The following is a 17,829-nucleotide window of genomic DNA, read 5'->3' as shown; positions in this document are numbered from 1 at the left end:
GGGCCTTTGAATCAGCCCTGCGGCATGCCTGCTGGTGCGCCCGCGTCCGGCTTGCCGATGCCGATCAGTTCGACATCGAACACCAGCGTCGCGTTCGGCGGGATCGGGCCGCCCGGCGTGCCGGCTTCGCCGTAGCCCAGCGACGCCGGGATCCACAGGCGGTACTTGCTGCCGACCGGCATCAGCTGGATGCCTTCGCGCCAGCCAGGGACGACCTGGCCGAGCGGCAACGTCGCCGGGCCACCGTGGTCGTACGAGCTGTCGAACTTGGTGCCGTCGAGCAGCGTGCCGGTGTAGTGCACGGTGACCACGTCATCGGCCTTCGGCTTCGGGCCGGTACCGGCCTTGAGCACCTGGTACTGCAGGCCGCTCGGCGTGACCTGCACGCCCGCCGCCTTCGCGTTCTTCGCCAAGAATTCCTGACCTTCCTTCGTGTTCTTGCCCGCCGCCTGCATCTGCTCGGCGATGCGCTTGGCCTGCAGCTTCTGCGCGAATGCTTCGCGCACCTGCTGCGCCTGCTGCTCGTTCATCAGCGGCTTGCTGCCGTCGAGCGCGGCCTTCAGGCCCTTCTCGAGCGTCGGGAGATCGACTTCATCCTTCACCTGCTTCAGCGTCTGGCCCATGTCGAGGCCGATCATGTAGCTGACGCGCGCTTTCTCGTCCTTGAGGCCGGGAATCGCGTTCGGGTCCTTGGTCTTGTCTGCAGCGGCTTCCGTCTTGGGTGCCGGCGCATTCTTGTTGCAACCGGCGGCAGCGAGCAGCGCGACGGACAGCGTGCTCAGCGCCAGCAGGCGCATCGGAGAAGCATTCATTCGAAATCCTCGTTCGGGGGGGCGGCCTTGGCCGCGGTCAGGGCGAGATCGCCAGCAGTTCGACATCGAAGGCGAGCGTGGAGTTCGGGCCGATCTGCTCGCCCGCGCCCTTCTCACCGTACGCCAGTTGCGACGGAATCCAGAAACGGTATTTCGCGCCGACCGGCATCATCGACACGCCTTCCGTCCAACCAGGAATGACCTGGTTGAGCAGGAACTCCACCGGTTGGCCGTTCTTGTACGAGCTGTCGAACACGGTGCCGTCGAGCAACGTCCCTTCGTAGTTGACGCGAACGCGATCGGTCGGCTTCGGCCGCGCGCCCGAGCCCTGGCGCAGCACCATGTACTGCAGGCCCGACGGCGTGGTGAACACGCCCTTCTTCGTCTTGTTTTCGGCGAGGAACTTCTGTCCCGCCTGCAGGTTCGTCGCGCCCTGCGTCGCGCGCTTGGCGTCGAGCTTCGCCTTCATCGACGTGGTGAACTCGGTGCGCACGCTGTTGCGCGTGGCTTCGTCGAGCACGGGCTGCTGACCGGCGAGCAGGCCCGACAGCGCCTGGAATACGAGCGGGTAGTCGACTTCGTTCTTGATCGACGCGAGCGACGGACCGAGATCCGCGGCAACCAACTTGCCGACTTCCGTCTTCGACACCTCCGGCGGCGTGCCCTGCGCCTGGCCGCGACGCGCGGCGATGCGCTGCATCAGCACCTGGTTGAGCTGCTGCGCGCGCACACGATCGACCTGCGGCGCCTTGCCCGCGACGATCTCGTCGACGGCTGCGCGGAATGACGCGATGTCGAAGTCCGGTGCGATCGGCATGAGCATCTGCGACAGATCGAATGCCACGACGTACGACGCCTTCTGGCGCGGCGTGGCAAGCGACTGCGCGGTGATGGCGGACGCTGCCGGCGCGGACTTGGCCGGCGCGGGCTTGGCCGGGGCCGGCTTGGTCGCCGGCGGCGCCGCAAAAGCGACGGCGGCGGTCGACGCGAGCAGCGCGGCGAGGCCGCGTGCGGACAGGTTCATGCACGACTCCAGTGCGGCGCCGGATCGGCGCGAGGGGCCGTATTGTCGCGGCGCGTCCTGAACCGGGCAAATCGGCGAGCGGCCGTATGCCATCAGTTGGGTAGCGGCGTGTTGACGCTGGCCGAAGTGGTGTTATAGTTGCCTACAACACCGGTCTACCAACGAGGAGGTTCGCCATGTACCGCAGGCTCCGCAACAGCCTGAACGCGCTGGTGGTCACGGCGGCTCTGTGCACGACCGGCGCTTTCGCCGCCGCGTCGATCCCCTTCACGTCCACGGCACCGACGGTCTCGTCGCCAGCCGTCGCCGTGGCGGTGGGCGCCCGCCACAAGCCCAGCCACACCAACCGCATCCGCCACGCGCTGGCGATGCCCTATTTCTCCTTCCTGCCGAGGGGCTGATCCATGGCCGCCATCCAATGGAGCGACGGCGCTCCCATCTACCGCCAGCTGAAGGAGCGCGTCATTGCGATGATGCTCGACGGCCTCCTCAAGCCGGGTGATCCGCTGCCCTCCGTGCGCCAGGTCGCCGCGGAGTACCAGCTCAACCCCATTACCGTGTCGCGGGCCTACCAGGAGCTCGCAGACGAATCACTGGTCGAAAAACGCCGAGGACTGGGCATGTACGTCACCGAAGAAGCCGCGAGGAAGCTGCTGGTCAACGAACGCGACCGTTTCCTCCGCGAGGAATGGCCGCTGGTGATGGAGCGCATCGCGCGACTCGGGCTCAAGCTCGAGGAACTGCTGGCCGCCGGCCGCAAGGAAGGCATGCAATGAACGCCCAGGTCGCCCCGTCCTCCCCCGCCCCGGTGGTTCGCGCCCGCAACCTCCGCAAGGCGTACAAGAACAAGGCCGCGCTCGACGGCGCATCGTTCGAGATCCCGGCCGGCCGCATCGTCGGGCTGATCGGCCCGAACGGCGCCGGCAAGACCACCGCCCTCAAGGCGATGCTCGGCCTGATCCCGTTCGACGGCGAGCTGTCCGTGCTCGGTCGCAATCCGTGCACGCAGCGCGACGACCTGATGCGTGACGTCTGCTTCATCGCCGACGTCGCCGTGCTGCCGCGCTGGATCCGCGTCAAGGAGGCGATCGAGTTCGTCGCCGGCGTGCATCCGCGCTTCGACATGGCCAAGTGCGAGCGCTTCCTCGCCGGCACCCAGCTCAAGCCGAACCTGAAAGTGCGCGAGATGTCGAAGGGCATGATCGTGCAACTGCACCTGGCGCTGGTCATGGCGATCGACGCCAAGCTGCTGGTGCTCGACGAGCCCACGCTCGGCCTCGACATCCTCTATCGCAAGCAGTTCTACCAGCGCCTGCTGGAGGATTACTTCGACGAGGAGAAGACGATCATCGTCACCACCCACCAGGTGGAGGAGATCGAGCACATCCTCACCGACGTGCTGTTCATCCGCGATGGCCGCATCACGCTCGACGCACCGATGGAAACGCTCGGCGAGCGCTATGTCGAAGTACTGGTCGATTCGGCGCACGTCGACGCCGCCCGCGCGCTCAAGCCGGTCGACGAACGCGCGCTGCCGTTCGGCAAGACCGTGATGCTGTTCGACGGCGTTCCGGCCGCCCAGCTCGCCACGTTCGGGGAAACCCGCACGCCCGGCCTGGCCGACCTGTTCGTCGCCACGATGAAGGGGACCTACGCATGAACGCCATGACCGACACGATGCCGCGCGCACAAGTCGCGGCGCCGCACGCAACACACAAGTTCAAGCTGCTGCTCAAGCGCGAGTTCTGGGAGCACAAGGGCGGGTTCCTGTGGGCGCCCTTCATCGCCGGCGGCGTGTTCCTGCTGCTGTCGCTGATGGGCATGATCACCGCCGAGGTGGTCAAGAGCCGCGCGTCCGCGGAGAACATCAACATCAACGGTGCGCACGTGCAGGTCGGCGCGTTGGATCTGTCCAAGCTCACGCAGCACCTGAGCCCGGAAGACCTCCACCAGTTCGGCGGCGCGATCGACCTGACATTGATGATGTCGGCCGGTATTCCGTTCATCGTGCTGGGCTTCGTCGTGTTCTTCTACGCACTCGGCTGCCTGTACGACGATCGCCGCGACCGCAGCGTGCTGTTCTGGAAGTCGATGCCGCTGTCGGATTCGCAGACCGTACTGTCCAAGCTCGCGAGTGCGACGCTGGTGGCGCCGGCGCTGGCCGCCGTCGCAGGCATCGCGACGATGCTCGTGTTGATGGTGATGCTGAGCGTGTTCGTGCTCTTCCACGGCGGCAACCCGTTCACCCTGATGTGGGGCCCGGCCAGCCCGCTGTCGGTCGCCGCGACGTTCATCGCCGGTGTCCCGGTGTACGCGGCCTGGGCACTGCCGACGGTCGGTTGGCTGATGCTCTGCTCGGCATGGGCACGCAGCAAGCCGTTCCTCTGGGCGATCGTGATCCCGGTGTTCGCGGGCATCCTGGTCAGCTGGTTCGACCTGATGCACCTCTTCAACCTCGACACCGCGTGGTACTGGAAGAACATCTTCCTGCGCTCGATCGGCAGCACGTTCCCGGTGAGCGCGCTCAGCGTCGCCGACTTCCAGCCGGTGCACGTGAATGGCCCGCAGGACATCGCCGATCTCGCCAACGTCCGCTCGATGTACTCGCTGTTCGGAACGCCGGAAATGTGGGTCGGCGTCGTGGTCGGTATCGCGATGATCGTCGCCGCCATCCGCCTGCGCCGCTGGCGGGACGAGGGCTGAGCCCGGTGCTCCGTCGCTGACGTCCGGCCGGACGGGCAACGTCCGGCCGGATCGACGAACCACCGCTCGATTCGTTCTGCTCCATCCCATCGAACGCACTAGTCCCGACACGGAACCGACCACGATGAACGCCAAGCACTCCGCAGTCCTGCTGGCCGCCCTCCTCCCGCTCGCGTCGCATGCCGGTGAGCGCTCCGACGTCGGCCGCGACCTCGACCAGGCCCGCAAGGAACTCCGCGTCGAACTCGCGCAGGAACGTGCGCGCCTCGACAGCGAGAACCTCGAACTCGGCCACACGCTCAACTTCGGTAAGCACGAGCGTCACGGCTCCGACACCACGCGCGATCTTCCGAAGGGCGAGATCACACGCGCCGGTGACCTGCTCATCGACGGCAAGGCAGTCGCGATCGATGCCGAGCAACGCCGGCAGCTGCTCGACTACCGCGCGCAGGTCATCGGCGTGGCGAAGTCGGGCATCGACGCCGGCGAAAAGGCCGCGCTGGTCGCGATCGAGGCGACGGACGTGTCGCTTTTCAGCCTGATCGTCGGCGGCCTGACCGGCTCGCTCGAGCGCCGCGTCGAAACCGTGGTGCAGCAGGAGCTGAAGCCGGCCGTGCTGCAGATCTGCCGTCGCCTGCCCGCACTGCGCGATTCGCAGCAGGCGCTCGCAACGCGGGTGCCCGCCTTCCGCCCCTACGCCACCTTGCAGAGCGATGACATCGCCGACTGCGAGGCCGATGTCCAGCGCGACCTCGCGACGCGTTGATCCGACACAGGAGACTCATTGCAATGAACGCCCTCCGCACCTCCCTTCTTGCTGTCGCGCTGCTGGCCGGCGTCGCCGGCTGCCAGGACCGCACTTCGGCGCCCAATGCGGCCAGTTCAACGTCGACATCCGGCGTCGGTGACGGGGGCGGCGACGGTCTCGGCGACACGGTCGGCCACGCGATGGACGAAGCGCGCGTCAAGCTCAAGACCGAGAACGTCAAACTCACCGAGAACGGCCGGCACGCCGAGATCACGCCGAAGGGCGACCTGATCATCGACGGCAAGACCATCGCGGTGAACGACGAACAGCGTCGCCTTCTGCTGGAACACCGTGAGCACATCCTGGAAATTGCCAGCGCCGGCATGGACATCGGCAAGGAAGGCGCGAAACTCGCCGGACGTGCCGTCACTGAAGCGATCAACGGCATCTTCAGCGGCGATACCGACCACATCCACGACCGCGTGGAGTCGCAGGCGCAGGACATCAAGAAGGCCGCTTCGGCGCTGTGCGACAAGTTGCCGGCGATGTATGCGTCGCAGCAGCGCGTCGCCGCCGCGATCCCGGAGTTCGCGCCGTTCGCGAAGATGAAGTCGTCCGAACAGGACAAGTGCCACACGGACGTCGAGTCGGATGACAAGGGTTCGGCGACGCCGACGTCGGATCCGACCACGGTCACCGTCGCGCCCGCCGCCTGACCGGCCTGCAATGCTTACTTCGACGCGCCGTTTGGACGGCGCGTCGTCGTTTTCAGCCGCCGCCCGACATTCCTTCGCGGATTCCGCCCTGCGTGAGCGACGCCGGGTCGAGCAGTCGGCGCAGCTGTTCGCGCGGCATGCCGGTGGCTTCGACGGCGACATCCAGTACGGGCCGTCCGTCCTTGTATGCCTGTTTGGCGATCGCAGCGGCCTTCTCGTAGCCGATCACGGGATTCAGCGCCGTCACCAGGATCGGATTGCGATCCAGCGCTTCGCGCACACGTTCGGTGCGCACCTTCAACCCCGCGATCGCGCGGTCGGCGAGCAGGCGCGACACGTTCGTCAACAGGCCGATCGAATCCAGCAGGTTGTCCGCGATCAGCGGCAGCATCACGTTGAGCTGGAAGTTGCCGCTCTGCCCGGCAACGGTGATCGCGGCGTGGTGGCCGATGACCTGCGCGCAGACCATCGCGACGGCTTCCGGGATCACCGGGTTCACCTTGCCCGGCATGATCGAGCTGCCCGGTTGCAACGCCGGTAGTTCGATCTCGCCGAGGCCCGCGAGCGGCCCGGAGTTCATCCAGCGCAGGTCGTTGGCGATCTTCATCAGCGCGACCGCCAAGGCATTGAGTTGGCCGGACAGCTCCACCGCGTCGTCCTGCGAGGCGATGCCTTCGAAGCGATCGGCCGCGGCATCGAACTTCACGCCCGAGCGCTTGGCGAGCGCCTTGGTCACCTGGTCGCCAAAACGCGGATCCGCATTGATGCCGGTGCCGACCGCCGTGCCGCCGATCGGCAGGCGACGCAGCCGCACGAGCGCGTCTTCGATGCGCATGCGCGCCGAGTCGAGCTGCGACGCCCAGGCGCCGAATTCCTGCGCGAACGTCACCGGCATCGCGTCCATCAGATGCGTGCGGCCGGTCTTGGTGACCTTGCCGAACGAGCGGCCCTTCTTCGTGATCGTCGTCTGAAGGTGCTTCAGCGCCGGCAGCAACTCACGCGTGCAGGCGATCGCGGCGGACACGCGGATCGCCGTCGGAATCACGTCGTTGGAGCTCTGGCCGAGGTTGACGTGGTCGTTCGGGTGCACGCGTCGCCGCGTGTTCGACGCGACATGCGCGATCACCTCGTTCGCGTTCATGTTGCTCGACGTGCCGGAACCGGTCTGGAACACGTCGATCGGGAACTGCGCGTCGAACTCGCCATCGGCCACGCGCTGCGCGGCACCGGCAATCGCCTTTGCGACCGCGGGATCGAGCAGCTTGAGGCGGCTGTTGACCTCGGCGGCGGACGCCTTGATCAGCCCCAGCGCCTCGATGAAGCCGCGCGGCATGCGCCGGCCGGAGATCGGGAAATTCTCGACCGCCCGCTGCGTCTGCGCGCCCCAGAGCGCATCGGCCGGGACCTGCAGCTCGCCCATGCTGTCGTGTTCGATGCGAACACCTGCGTCGTTGCGGGCCATTGTCGCCTCCTGTCGAAGTTCCCAGCCTACGACGCGCGGCGTCAACGCGCGCCGGGCAGAGCCGCCGCGGCAGGTAAAATCGCCGTTCCCTCCCCGCCCGGCCCGCCATGTCCGCCTCCGTCGAAACCTCGCTCCTTGCCCTTTCGCCGCTCGATGGCCGCTATGCGGGCAAGGTCGACGCGCTGCGGCCGGTGTTCTCCGAATTCGGGCTGATCAAGGCGCGTGTGAAGGTCGAGGTCGAGTGGCTGATCGCGCTCGCCGCCGAGGCCGGCATCGTCGAACTTCGGTCGTTCACCGACGCCGCAGCTGCCCGCCTGCGCGCGTTCGCCGATGGCCTGACGGTCGCGGACGCTGCGCGCGTCAAGGAAATCGAGCGCACGACGAATCACGACGTGAAGGCCGTCGAATACCTCATCAAGGAACGCCTGAAGGACGACGCCGAGCTCGCGCCGGCGCTGGAGTTCGTGCACTTCGCGTGCACGTCCGAGGACATCAACAACCTCAGCTACGCGCTGATGCTGCGCGAGGCGCGCGACGAGGTGATGGCGCCGAAGCTTCGCGAACTCATCGCCAAGCTGCGTGAGATGGCGCACCAGCACGCCGAGTTGCCGATGCTCTCGCGCACGCACGGGCAGACCGCGTCGCCGACCACCGTCGGCAAGGAACTCGCGAACGTCGTCGCCCGTCTGGAACGCCAGCGCGAGGTGCTGGAAGCGCTGCCGATGCCGGGCAAGATCAACGGTGCGGTCGGTAATTACAACGCGCACGTGTCGTCATATCCGGATGTCGACTGGCCGGCGTTCTCGCAGCGCTTCGTGCAGTCGTTGGGCCTGGCCTGGCAGCCGTACACCACGCAGATCGAACCGCATGACGGCATCGCCGAGATCAGCGATTCGATGAAGCGCACCGGCACGATCTGCGTCGATCTGTGCCGCGATGTCTGGGGCTATATCTCGCTCGGCTACTTCAAGCAGGCGGTGAAGGCCGGTGAAGTCGGCAGCTCGACGATGCCGCACAAGGTCAACCCGATCGACTTCGAAAACGCGGAAGGCAACTTCGGCATCGCCAACGCGCTGTTCGAGCACTTCGCGGCGAAGTTGCCGATCAGCCGCTGGCAGCGCGATCTCACCGACTCCACCGTGCTGCGCGCGCTCGGCACCGCGTTCGGCCATGCGCTGATCGGCTTCGATGCGCTGATGCGCGGCCTCGGCAAGCTCAGCGTCAATCCGGAACGCCTCGCAGCCGATCTCGACGCCGCCTGGGAAGTGCTGGCCGAAGCCGTGCAGACGGTGATGCGCCGCTACGGCCTGCCGCAGCCGTACGAGCAGCTCAAGGCGCTGACGCGCGGGCAAGGCATCACCGAGCAGTCGATGCGCGAGTTCATCGCCGGCCTCGACCTGCCCGCCGACGCCAAGCAACGCCTCGTCGACCTGACGCCGGCGAGCTACATCGGCCACGCCGCCGCACTCGCGCGGAGCGTCTGACATGCGCGCAGCGTTGTTCATCGTCGCGCTCGCCGCGCTGTCCGCCTGCACCGGCGCCGCGAACACGCGGCCGTCGCCCGCGCAGGCGCCGAACCGCTGCGCGGACGATGCGGACTGGAACGATCCCGCCGTGCCGCGACACATCTACGGCAACACGTGGTACGTCGGCACCTGCGGCATCAGCGCGCTGCTGGTGACGTCGAAGGACGGCCACGTGCTGATCGATGCCGGCACCGATGAAGCCGCGACGCAGGTCGAAGCCAACATCCGCGCGCTCGGTTTCCGCGTCGAGGACATCCGCGCCATCGTCAATTCGCATGCGCACGCCGACCACGCCGGCGGGCTGGCGCTACTGCAGAAGGACTCCGGCGCGCCGGTGTTCGCGCGTGCTGCCGCGGCGTCGGTGCTGTCGACGGGCGTGGCCGACCGCAGCGACCCGCAGCTTCTCGCGCTCAAGCCGTTTCCGGCGGTGGCGCATGTGGAAACGCTCCCGGCCGATGGCCACGTACGTGTCGGCACGATCGATCTGACCAATCGCGCCGCGGCAGGCCATACGCCCGGCGGAAGCAGCTGGTTGTGGCGCGAGTGCGAGGGCAGCCATTGCGTCGACATGGCCTTTGTCGACAGCCTCACCGCGGTGTCGGACGACGTCTACCGCTATTCGGACCATGCCGCCTACTTGCGCACGTTCCGTACGACGATCGCCGACGTCGCCACCCTGCCGTGCGACCTGCTGATAACGCCGCATCCGTCCGCCAGCGACCTGTGGTCGCGCATCGCGCCGGAACGTTCGAAGCCGCTGGTGAACCCGGCTGCATGCCGCGATTACGCGCAGTCGGCGACAGTCCGTCTCGACGCACGCCTGGCGAAGGAAGCGCAAGCGAAATGATCGAGATCGACGCACGCGGCAAACCGCCGCTCGGCATGGCGCCGGCCCGCTTCCTGCGCGAGTTCTGGCAGAAGAAGCCGCTGCTGATCCGCAACGCGTTCCCGGACTTCGTCACGCCGATCGAGCCGGAGGATCTTGCCGGTCTCGCCTGCGAGGAGTTCGCGCTATCTCGAATCATCGAGCAGGACCGCGCGAACGATCGCTGGACGCTGCGCACCGGCCCGTTCGCGGAAGACGAATTCCCCGGCATGTCGGACCACGACTGGACGTTGCTGGTGCAGGACGTCGACAAGTGGGACGCCGACGTCGCCGCGCTCCTGCCGCGCTTCGATTTCCTGCCGCGCTGGCGCATCGACGACGTCATGATCTCGTTCGCGGCGACCGGCGGGTCGGTGGGCGCGCACGTCGACCAGTACGACGTGTTCCTGCTGCAGGGCAAGGGCCATCGTCGCTGGCAGATCGACGCGTCGGCGAATCCGCCGCTCGAATTCCGGGATGACGCGGAAATCAAGCTGCTGCGCCAATTCACACCGACGCACGAGTGGGTGCTGGGGCCGGGCGACATGCTCTACCTGCCGCCCGGCGTGCCGCATCACGGCGTCGCCGACGATCCGTGCCTGACGTTGTCCATCGGCATGCGCGCGCCCGCCGCCGCCGAGCTGCTCGGCGATTTCGTCGACACGCTCGCCGCGGATGCCGACGAGGCGCTTCGTTACGCAGACCCCGACCTGGCACCGGCGAAGGACGCATTCGAGATCGACGACGCGGCGATGACGCGCGCGATCCAAGCGCTCAACGCGCTGCGCATGAACGACCAGGATCGCTTGACCGACTGGTTCGGCCGTTTCGTGACTGCGTATCGCAGCGCCGGCATCGTCGGTGCGCCGGCCGAGGCGATCGACCACGCATCGATCGAACAGGCGCTGGCCGAGGGCGAGACGCTGCATCGCAATCCGTTCTCGCGGGTTGCGTGGCGCAAGGTGGCACGCGGCGCACTACTGTTCGTGGCCGGGCAGTCGTTCGCCATGCCTGCGGCGGACGCGAAGCGGCTGGCCGCGGCGTCGGAGCTCGATCTCGAGACGTATTCGCGCCTCGGTACGTCGGCCCGCGACGCGGTCGTCGAACTCGCTGCTGGCGGCCATTACCAGCTCGCAGGAGGCGACGACGAATGACGGTGTACGTGGTCGAACTGGTCGAATACGGAACCGCCCTGCCCGACCTTCGCGCGATCCGCGACGTCGTCTTCGTCGGCGAACAGCGCGTTCCTGTCGAACTGGAGCGCGACGAGTTGGATGCGGCGTGCACGCACGTGCTCGCGCGCGACGCCGAAGGCCGCCCGATCGGCACCGGTCGCCTCGCGCCGAACGGCAAGATCGGCCGCATGGCGGTGCTGGGTGATTGGCGTGGTCGAGGCGTCGGCCGCGCGATGCTGTTGCGCCTGCTCGATGCCGCGCGGGCCGCGGGGCTGTCGGATGTAATGCTGCACGCGCAGGTCGACGCCGAACGCTTCTACGCGGCCGATGGGTTCCTGCCGGTCGGCGAACGTTTCGAGGAAGCGGGCATCGTCCACCAGGAGATGCGACGCAGCCTCGACCGGCCCGCCGCCGTCGAAACCGCCGCGCAGGCGATCGCCGCGACCGTCGGCATCGCCACCAATACGCGGCGCGCTATGGTGATCTACAGCCGCGAGATGGACCCGGGGCTGCTCGACCACGCCGACGTCATCACCGCGCTGCGGCGGCTCGCCACCCGCGGCGGCGAGGTCCGCGTGCTGCTGCAGGATGTCGACGCGCCGCAACGCGCGCACGCGCCGCTGATCGCACTCGCGCAGCGGCTGTCGTCGGCGTTCTCGATCCGCGTGATCGAAGAGCCGGTGGACCTGACCTACCCATCCGCCTTCCTCGCCAACGACACCGGCGGCTGGTACTTCCGCACGCTCGGGCATCGCGTCGAAGGCGAAACACAGCTCGACGGGGCCGCACGCGTCCGCCAGTTGCGCACCGTGTTCGACAGCGCGTGGGAACGCGCCCGCCCGGCGACCGAACTTCGCGCGCTCGGGATCTGAATCGGCCGCGCGATTGGGGCCGAAGCGGCGCGCCCGGCCGCGCCGAACCGCTTGCTGCGACAGGCCCGCAGGCGTCCTTCGACGGCGTCGACGCAGCCGCATCGACACCAATGCACGCACGCGGAACACCGCGAACCGGGCGCGAGCCGGCCTCATCCCGCTATAATCCCGCGTCTTTCGCGCCCGATCGCGACATGCGGCGCGAAACGACCTCCTCCCCGCCGAGCCAGACGCCACCGCCATCGTGGACAGCCTTCTGAAGCAGTTTGCCCAGACCTCCCAACTCGGCGCGAACGCCGCCTACGTCGAGGATCTGTACGAGCAGTACCTGGTCGCACCGGACAGCGTCGACCCGAAATGGAAGGCCTACTTCGATGGCGTGAAGAGCGGCTCGACGACCGAGGTGCCGCATTCGGCGGTGCTCGAGTCGATCGCCGAGGCCGGCCGCCAGGCGTCCCGTGGCGTTGCCGCCGGCGGCGGCAGCGAGGCCGATGAGCGCCAGCGCGCGGTCGGCAAGCTGATCATCGCCTACCGCTCGCGAGGCCATCTCGCGGCCGACATCGATCCGCTGGGCCTCGAGAAGATGCCGCCGGCGCCCGACCTCGAGCTCGCCTTCCACGGCCTGTCCGACAAGGACCTGTCCGCCGAGTTCAGCACCGGCGGGGTGGGCGGCAAGGACCGCATGAAGCTGGGCGACCTCGTAGACCTGCTCAAGCGGACCTATTCCGGCACGGTCGGCGCCGAGTTCATGCACATCGCCGAGTCGGACCAGCGCCGATGGGTCTACGAGCGGCTGGAGAAGGCCGGCGGCCGCTACGCGCGCAGCGCGGACGACCGCAAGCGTGTGCTCGAGCGGCTCACCGCTGCCGACGGCTTGGAGCGCTACCTCGGCACCAAGTACGTCGGTCAGAAGCGCTTCTCGCTGGAAGGCGGCGATTCGCTGATCCCGCTACTCGACGACATGGTCCGCCGCGCCGGCGCGCAGGGCGCGAAGGAAGTCGTGATGGGCATGGCCCACCGCGGCCGCCTCAACGTCCTCGTCAACACGCTGGGCAAGCCGCCGCGCGATCTGTTCAACGAGTTCGAAGGCAAGTTCGAACACGTGCACAGCGACCTCGCCCACCAAGGCGACGTGAAGTACCACATGGGTTTCTCCGCCGACGTCGCCACTCCGGGCGGCCCGGTGCACCTCGCGCTGGCGTTCAATCCGTCGCACCTCGAGATCGTCGACCCCGTCGTCGCGGGCAGCGTGCGTTCGCGCCAGACGCGCCGCGGCGACGAAGGCCGCCACCAGGTCATCCCGGTGCTCATGCACGGCGATGCCGCGTTCGCCGGCCAGGGCGTGGTGATGGAGTTGTTCCAGATGTCGCAGGCGCGCGGGTTCGCGGTCGGCGGCACGGTGCACATCGTCATCAACAACCAGGTCGGCTTCACCACCAGCGAGCGCCAGGACGCCCGTTCGACGCTGTACTGCACCGACGTCTCCAAGATGATCGGCGCGCCGGTGCTGCACGTGAATGGCGACGACCCGGACGCGGTGCTGTTCTGTGGCGAGCTCGCGCTCGACTTCCGCAACACCTTCGGCAAGGACGTGGTCATCGATCTCGTCTGCTACCGCCGCCACGGCCACAACGAAGCCGACGAGCCGGCGGCGACGCAGCCGCTCATGTACCAGGTCATCCGCAAGCACGCGACGCCGCGCGAGCTGTACGCCAAGCGTCTCGTCAGCGAGGGCGTTCTGACCGACGCGGACGCGCAGGCGCTCGTCGACGGCTTCCGCGCGAAGATGGACGCGGGCGAAGTCACCGCCGAGGTCGTCGACGTCAAGCCGGACGAGTTCACCCCGGACTGGTCGCACTTCGTCACCGGCAAGGTGTCCGACCCGGTCGACACCACCTACGACCGCACCAGGCTCGTGCAGCTGGCCACGTCGATCAACAACGTGCCTGAGCGCATCAAGCTGCATCCGCGCGTGGCGAAGATCTACGAAGACCGCCGCAAGATGACCGCGGGCGAGCTTCCGGGCGACTGGGGCTTTGCCGAGAACCTCGCCTACGCCACGCTGCTGACCGAGAGCTACAAGCTGCGCCTGGTCGGGCAGGACTGCGGCCGCGGCACGTTCTTCCACCGCCACGCCATCCTGCACGACCAGACCACCGACGAGTACTACCTGCCGCTGCGCGAGCTGGTGAGCAACCCGAATGACGTCGCGGTCATCGACTCGCTGCTCAGCGAGGAGGCGGTGATGGCGTTCGAGTACGGCTACTCGACCGCCGATCCGACGACGCTCGACATCTGGGAAGGCCAGTTCGGCGACTTCGCGAACGGCGCGCAGGTGGTGATCGACCAGTTCCTGTCGTCGGGCGAGGCGAAGTGGGGCCGCCTGTGCGGTCTCGCGCTGTTCCTGCCGCATGGTTACGAAGGCCAGGGCCCCGAGCACAGCTCCGCGCGCCTGGAGCGTTACCTGCAGCTGTGCGCGCTGGACAACATGCTGGTCTGCACGCCGACCACGCCGGCGCAGGCGTACCACATGATCCGCCGCCAGATGCTCATGTCCACGCGCAAGCCGCTGATCGTGATGACGCCGAAGTCGCTGCTGCGCCACAAGCTCGCGGTGTCGTCGCTCGACGATCTCGCATCGGGCGGCTTCCAGAAGCTGATCCCGGATTCGCTCAGCACGCCCAAGAAGGCCAAGCGGGTCGTCATCTGCGGTGGCAAGGTCTACTACGACCTGCTGGAAGACATGCAGAAGCGCGGTGTCGATGACGTCGCACTGATCCGCATCGAGCAGCTCTATCCGTTCCCGCGCAACGAACTCAAGGCTGCACTCGCGCAGTACTCGACGAAGGACGTGGTGTGGTGCCAGGAAGAGCCCATGAACCAGGGCGCGTGGTACCAGATCCGGCATCACCTCGTTGCATGCCTCGGTGCGAAGCAGGCGATCCATTACGCGGGCCGTTCGCGCTCGCCGTCGCCGGCCGCCGGCCACTTCGCCGACCACGTGCGCGAGCAGCAGCAGCTGATCGCCGACGCACTGGTCAATCCGCTCAACGGCGAGGTGTCGGAGGAGTAATCCACCGACGCCGCGCCAACGCTTGCCGCACCTTTCTATTTCTCAAGGACGCTTTTCCATGAGCACCGAAATCAAGGTTCCCGTGCTGCCCGAGTCGGTCTCCGACGCCACCATCGCCACCTGGCACAAGAAGCCGGGCGACGCGGTCAAGCGCGACGAGAACCTCGTCGACCTCGAGACCGACAAGGTCGTGCTCGAAGTGCCCTCGCCGGTCGACGGCGTGCTCAAGGAAATCAAGTTCGACACCGGCGCGACGGTCAACAGCGAGCAGGTGATCGCGATCGTCGAAGCCGGCGCCGCTGCTGCAGCGCCCGCCGCCGCTCCGGCTGCCGCGGAGTCGAAGGCCGACAAGGTCATCGACGCCAAGAACACCGCCGCGACGACGGCCGAAGCGCAGCCGGTCGTGCCGAAGTCTGCCGCGCCGGCCGCCGCCAGCGGTCAGGCTTCGACGACCAATGCGCAGCTGCCGCCGGGTGCGCGCTTCGCCGCCGAGACCTCGGGCGTCAACGCCGCCGACGTGTCGGGCACCGGTCGCCGCGGCGCGGTGACCAAGGAAGACATCGTCAACTACGCGAAGTCCGGTGGCGTCGGCGCCGCGGGCGGCGCGCGTCCGGAAGAGCGCGTGCCGATGACGCGCATGCGCGCGCGCATTGCCGAGCGCCTGATGCAGTCGAAGAACTCCATCGCGATGCTCACGTCCTTCAACGAGGTCAACCTCGGCAAGGTCATGGCGATGCGCACGGAGCTGCAGGACGACTTCGTCAAGGCCAACGGCATCAAGCTCGGTTTCATGAGCTTCTTCGCCAAGGCCGCGGCGAACGCGCTGCAGCGCCATCCGATCATCAACGCCTCGGTCGACGGCAACGACGTGATCTATCACGGCTATGCCGACATCTCGATCGCGGTGTCGACCGACAAGGGCCTGGTGACGCCGGTGCTGCGCAACGTCGAGCGCATGTCGTTCGCCGACATCGAGAAGGGCATCGCCGACTACGCCAAGAAAGCACGCGACGGCAAGCTCGGCCTCGACGACCTGCAGGGCGGCACGTTCACGATCACCAACGGTGGCACCTTCGGTTCGCTGATGTCGACGCCGATCGTCAACCCGCCGCAGAGCGCGATCCTCGGCATGCACGCCATCAAGGAGCGCGCGATCGTCGAGAACGGCCAGGTCGTCGCGGCGCCGATGATGTACATCGCGCTGAGCTACGACCACCGCATCATCGACGGTAAGGACGCGGTCCTGTTCCTGGTCGACATCAAGAACCAGCTCGAGAACCCGCACCGCATGCTGCTGGGCATGTAATGCCCGACGGCCCCGCCACCGCGCGGGGCCTTTGCATCAGGCGAACAAGGAATATCTGAGATGAGCGAACAACAGCAATTCGACGTCGTCGTCATCGGCGCCGGCCCGGCGGGGTACCACGCCGCGATCCGCGCCGCGCAGCTCGGCCTCAAGACCGCGTGCATCGACGCCGCGCTCGGCAAGGATGGCCAGCCGGCACTCGGCGGCACCTGCCTGCGCGTGGGCTGCATTCCGTCCAAGGCGCTGCTCGATTCGTCGCGCCAGTTCTGGAACATGAGCCACATCTTCGACCAGCACGGCATCGCGTTCGAGAACGCGAAGATCGACGTCGGCACGATGGTTGGTCGCAAGGACAAGATCGTCAAGCAGTTCACCGGCGGCATCGCGGCGCTGTTCAAGGCGAACAAGATCACCGCGTTCTACGGCTTCGGCCAGCTGCAGCCGGGCAACGTCGTCAGCGTGAAGCAGCACGACGGCACGACGGTCGAGCTCAAGGGCACGAACGTCATCATCGCCGCGGGTTCGGATTCGATCGAACTGCCGTTCGCGAAGTTCGGCGAGCACATCGTCGACAACGTCGGCGCGCTGGATTTCACCGAAGTGCCGAAGCGCCTCGGCGTGATCGGCGCGGGCGTGATCGGCCTCGAGCTCGGCAGCGTGTGGAACCGCCTCGGTTCGCAGGTGACGATCCTCGAAGGCCTGCCGACCTTCCTTGCCGCGGCCGACGCCGAAGTCGGCAAGGTCGCCGCGCGCGAGTTCAAGAAGCAGAACCTCGACATCCGCCTCGGCTGCAAGGTCTCGAACACCGAGGTCAAGAAGGACGGCGTGCACGTCAGCTACACCGACGACAAGGGCGCGACGCAGGAGCTCGTCGTCGACAAGCTGCTGGTGGCCGTGGGCCGCCGCGCTGCGACCAAGGGCCTGCTGGCCGACGGTACCGGCGTCAAGGTCAACGAGCGCGGCCAGATCGAAGTCGATGAGCACTGCCACACCGGCGTCGACGGCGTCTGGGCGGTCGGCGACTGCGTGCGCGGGCCGATGCTTGCGCACAAGGGTTTCGAGGAAGGCATCGCGGTGGCCGAGCTGATCGCGGGCCTGCCGGGCCACGTCAACTTCGACACGATCCCGTGGGTGATCTACACCGAGCCGGAGATCGCCTGGGTCGGCAAGACCGAAGAGCAGCTCAAGGCGGAAGGCACCCCGTACAAGGCAGGCAGCTTCCCGTTCGCGGCGGTCGGTCGCGCGGTCGCCATGGCCGAGCCGGCGGGCTTCGTGAAGGTGCTCGCGCATGCGGAAACCGACACTGTGCTGGGCATGCACCTGGTCGGCGCGAACGTGTCCGAGCTCGTGCACGAAGGCGTGCTGACGATGGAGTTCAAGGGTTCTGCGGACGATCTCGCCCGCATCTGCCACGCGCATCCGTCGCTGTCGGAAGCCGTGCACGACGCCGCGATGGCCGTCCACAAGCGCGCCATCCACAAGGCGAACTGACCGTCGCATTCGCGTTACCCGGGGCCGCCGTCATCCTGCGATGATGGCGGCCTCGT

The 17,829-nt window shown here is 67.4% G+C and carries 16 protein-coding genes; 13 read left to right on the top strand and 3 right to left on the bottom strand.

The window, feature by feature from the left end:
• Nucleotides 1-11: 11 nt before the first annotated feature.
• A complete protein-coding gene (locus ACKTTN_RS08355) occupies nt 12-812 on the bottom strand; it encodes an FKBP-type peptidyl-prolyl cis-trans isomerase (RefSeq protein WP_407909393.1) in 801 nt (266 codons plus the stop codon).
• A 37-nt stretch (nt 813-849) separates the two neighbouring features.
• Nucleotides 850-1,836 (bottom strand): FKBP-type peptidyl-prolyl cis-trans isomerase, encoded by a 987-nt coding sequence (locus ACKTTN_RS08350; protein ID WP_407909392.1) that lies wholly within the window; start codon nt 1,834-1,836, stop codon nt 850-852.
• Between the two features lie 176 nt (nt 1,837-2,012).
• On the opposite strand from ACKTTN_RS08350, the gene ACKTTN_RS08345 reads away from it, so the two are divergent.
• The 6 genes from ACKTTN_RS08345 (at nt 2,013) to ACKTTN_RS08320 (ending at nt 6,003) form a co-directional block, all read left to right on the top strand.
• Nucleotides 2,013-2,237, top strand: coding sequence for a hypothetical protein (locus tag ACKTTN_RS08345; protein WP_407909391.1), 225 nt, complete (start codon nt 2,013-2,015; stop codon nt 2,235-2,237).
• Nucleotides 2,238-2,240: 3 nt separating this feature from the next.
• Nucleotides 2,241-2,612, top strand: a complete 372-nt coding sequence (locus ACKTTN_RS08340) for a GntR family transcriptional regulator (RefSeq protein WP_407909390.1) — start codon at nt 2,241-2,243, stop codon at nt 2,610-2,612.
• Nucleotides 2,609-3,496, top strand: coding sequence for an ABC transporter ATP-binding protein (locus ACKTTN_RS08335; protein ID WP_407909389.1), 888 nt, complete (start codon nt 2,609-2,611; stop codon nt 3,494-3,496). Before ACKTTN_RS08340 ends, ACKTTN_RS08335 begins: the two co-directional genes overlap by 4 nt.
• 17 nt (nt 3,497-3,513) lie before the next feature.
• Nucleotides 3,514-4,539 carry a hypothetical protein gene (locus tag ACKTTN_RS08330; protein ID WP_407910049.1) on the top strand — a complete coding sequence of 342 codons (1,026 nt, stop codon included), beginning with the start codon at nt 3,514-3,516 and terminating at the stop codon, nt 4,537-4,539.
• Nucleotides 4,540-4,663: 124 nt separating this feature from the next.
• The gene (locus tag ACKTTN_RS08325; protein ID WP_407909388.1) at nt 4,664-5,305 is read left to right on the top strand and encodes a hypothetical protein; all 642 of its coding nucleotides are present in this window, start codon (nt 4,664-4,666) and stop codon (nt 5,303-5,305) included.
• Nucleotides 5,306-5,328: 23 nt separating this feature from the next.
• Nucleotides 5,329-6,003 carry a DUF2884 family protein gene (locus tag ACKTTN_RS08320; protein WP_407909387.1) on the top strand — a complete coding sequence of 225 codons (675 nt, stop codon included), beginning with the start codon at nt 5,329-5,331 and terminating at the stop codon, nt 6,001-6,003.
• A gap of 52 nt (nt 6,004-6,055) precedes the next feature.
• Here the strand turns inward: ACKTTN_RS08320 and ACKTTN_RS08315 are convergent, their stop codons facing one another.
• Entirely contained in the window at nt 6,056-7,465 is a 1,410-nt protein-coding gene (locus ACKTTN_RS08315) for a class II fumarate hydratase (RefSeq protein WP_407909386.1), read from the bottom strand.
• Between the two features lie 107 nt (nt 7,466-7,572).
• Here ACKTTN_RS08315 and purB point away from each other — a divergent pair, with 107 nt between their 5' ends.
• From purB to lpdA, 7 genes are all read left to right on the top strand, one after another.
• Nucleotides 7,573-8,949 carry an adenylosuccinate lyase gene (gene purB, locus ACKTTN_RS08310; RefSeq protein WP_407909385.1) on the top strand — a complete coding sequence of 459 codons (1,377 nt, stop codon included), beginning with the start codon at nt 7,573-7,575 and terminating at the stop codon, nt 8,947-8,949.
• Nucleotide 8,950: 1 nt separating this feature from the next.
• Complete coding sequence (gene bla / locus ACKTTN_RS08305) at nt 8,951-9,838, top strand: subclass B3 metallo-beta-lactamase (protein ID WP_407909384.1); 888 nt, start codon at nt 8,951-8,953, stop codon at nt 9,836-9,838.
• Nucleotides 9,835-11,010, top strand: a complete 1,176-nt coding sequence (locus ACKTTN_RS08300; protein ID WP_407909383.1) for a JmjC domain-containing protein — start codon at nt 9,835-9,837, stop codon at nt 11,008-11,010. The genes bla and ACKTTN_RS08300 overlap by 4 nt, the downstream gene beginning before the upstream one ends.
• Nucleotides 11,007-11,903, top strand: coding sequence for a GNAT family N-acetyltransferase (locus ACKTTN_RS08295; protein WP_407909382.1), 897 nt, complete (start codon nt 11,007-11,009; stop codon nt 11,901-11,903). The genes ACKTTN_RS08300 and ACKTTN_RS08295 overlap by 4 nt, the downstream gene beginning before the upstream one ends.
• Before the next feature lie 244 nt (nt 11,904-12,147).
• Nucleotides 12,148-14,976 carry a 2-oxoglutarate dehydrogenase E1 component gene (locus ACKTTN_RS08290; RefSeq protein ID WP_407909381.1) on the top strand — a complete coding sequence of 943 codons (2,829 nt, stop codon included), beginning with the start codon at nt 12,148-12,150 and terminating at the stop codon, nt 14,974-14,976.
• 58 nt (nt 14,977-15,034) lie between these two features.
• Entirely contained in the window at nt 15,035-16,282 is a 1,248-nt protein-coding gene (gene sucB / locus ACKTTN_RS08285) for a dihydrolipoyllysine-residue succinyltransferase (protein ID WP_407909380.1), read from the top strand.
• 60 nt (nt 16,283-16,342) lie between these two features.
• On the top strand, nt 16,343-17,773 hold the full coding sequence (lpdA, locus tag ACKTTN_RS08280; RefSeq protein ID WP_407909379.1) for a dihydrolipoyl dehydrogenase: 1,431 nt from the start codon (nt 16,343-16,345) through the stop codon (nt 17,771-17,773).
• The last annotated feature ends 56 nt before the right edge of the window (nt 17,774-17,829 follow it).

This window comes from Lysobacter claricitrinus (genome assembly GCF_045866565.1).
Taxonomy (GTDB): Bacteria; Pseudomonadota; Gammaproteobacteria; order Xanthomonadales; family Xanthomonadaceae; genus Cognatilysobacter; species Cognatilysobacter claricitrinus.
This window is presented reverse-complemented; position numbering and strand designations above follow the sequence as displayed.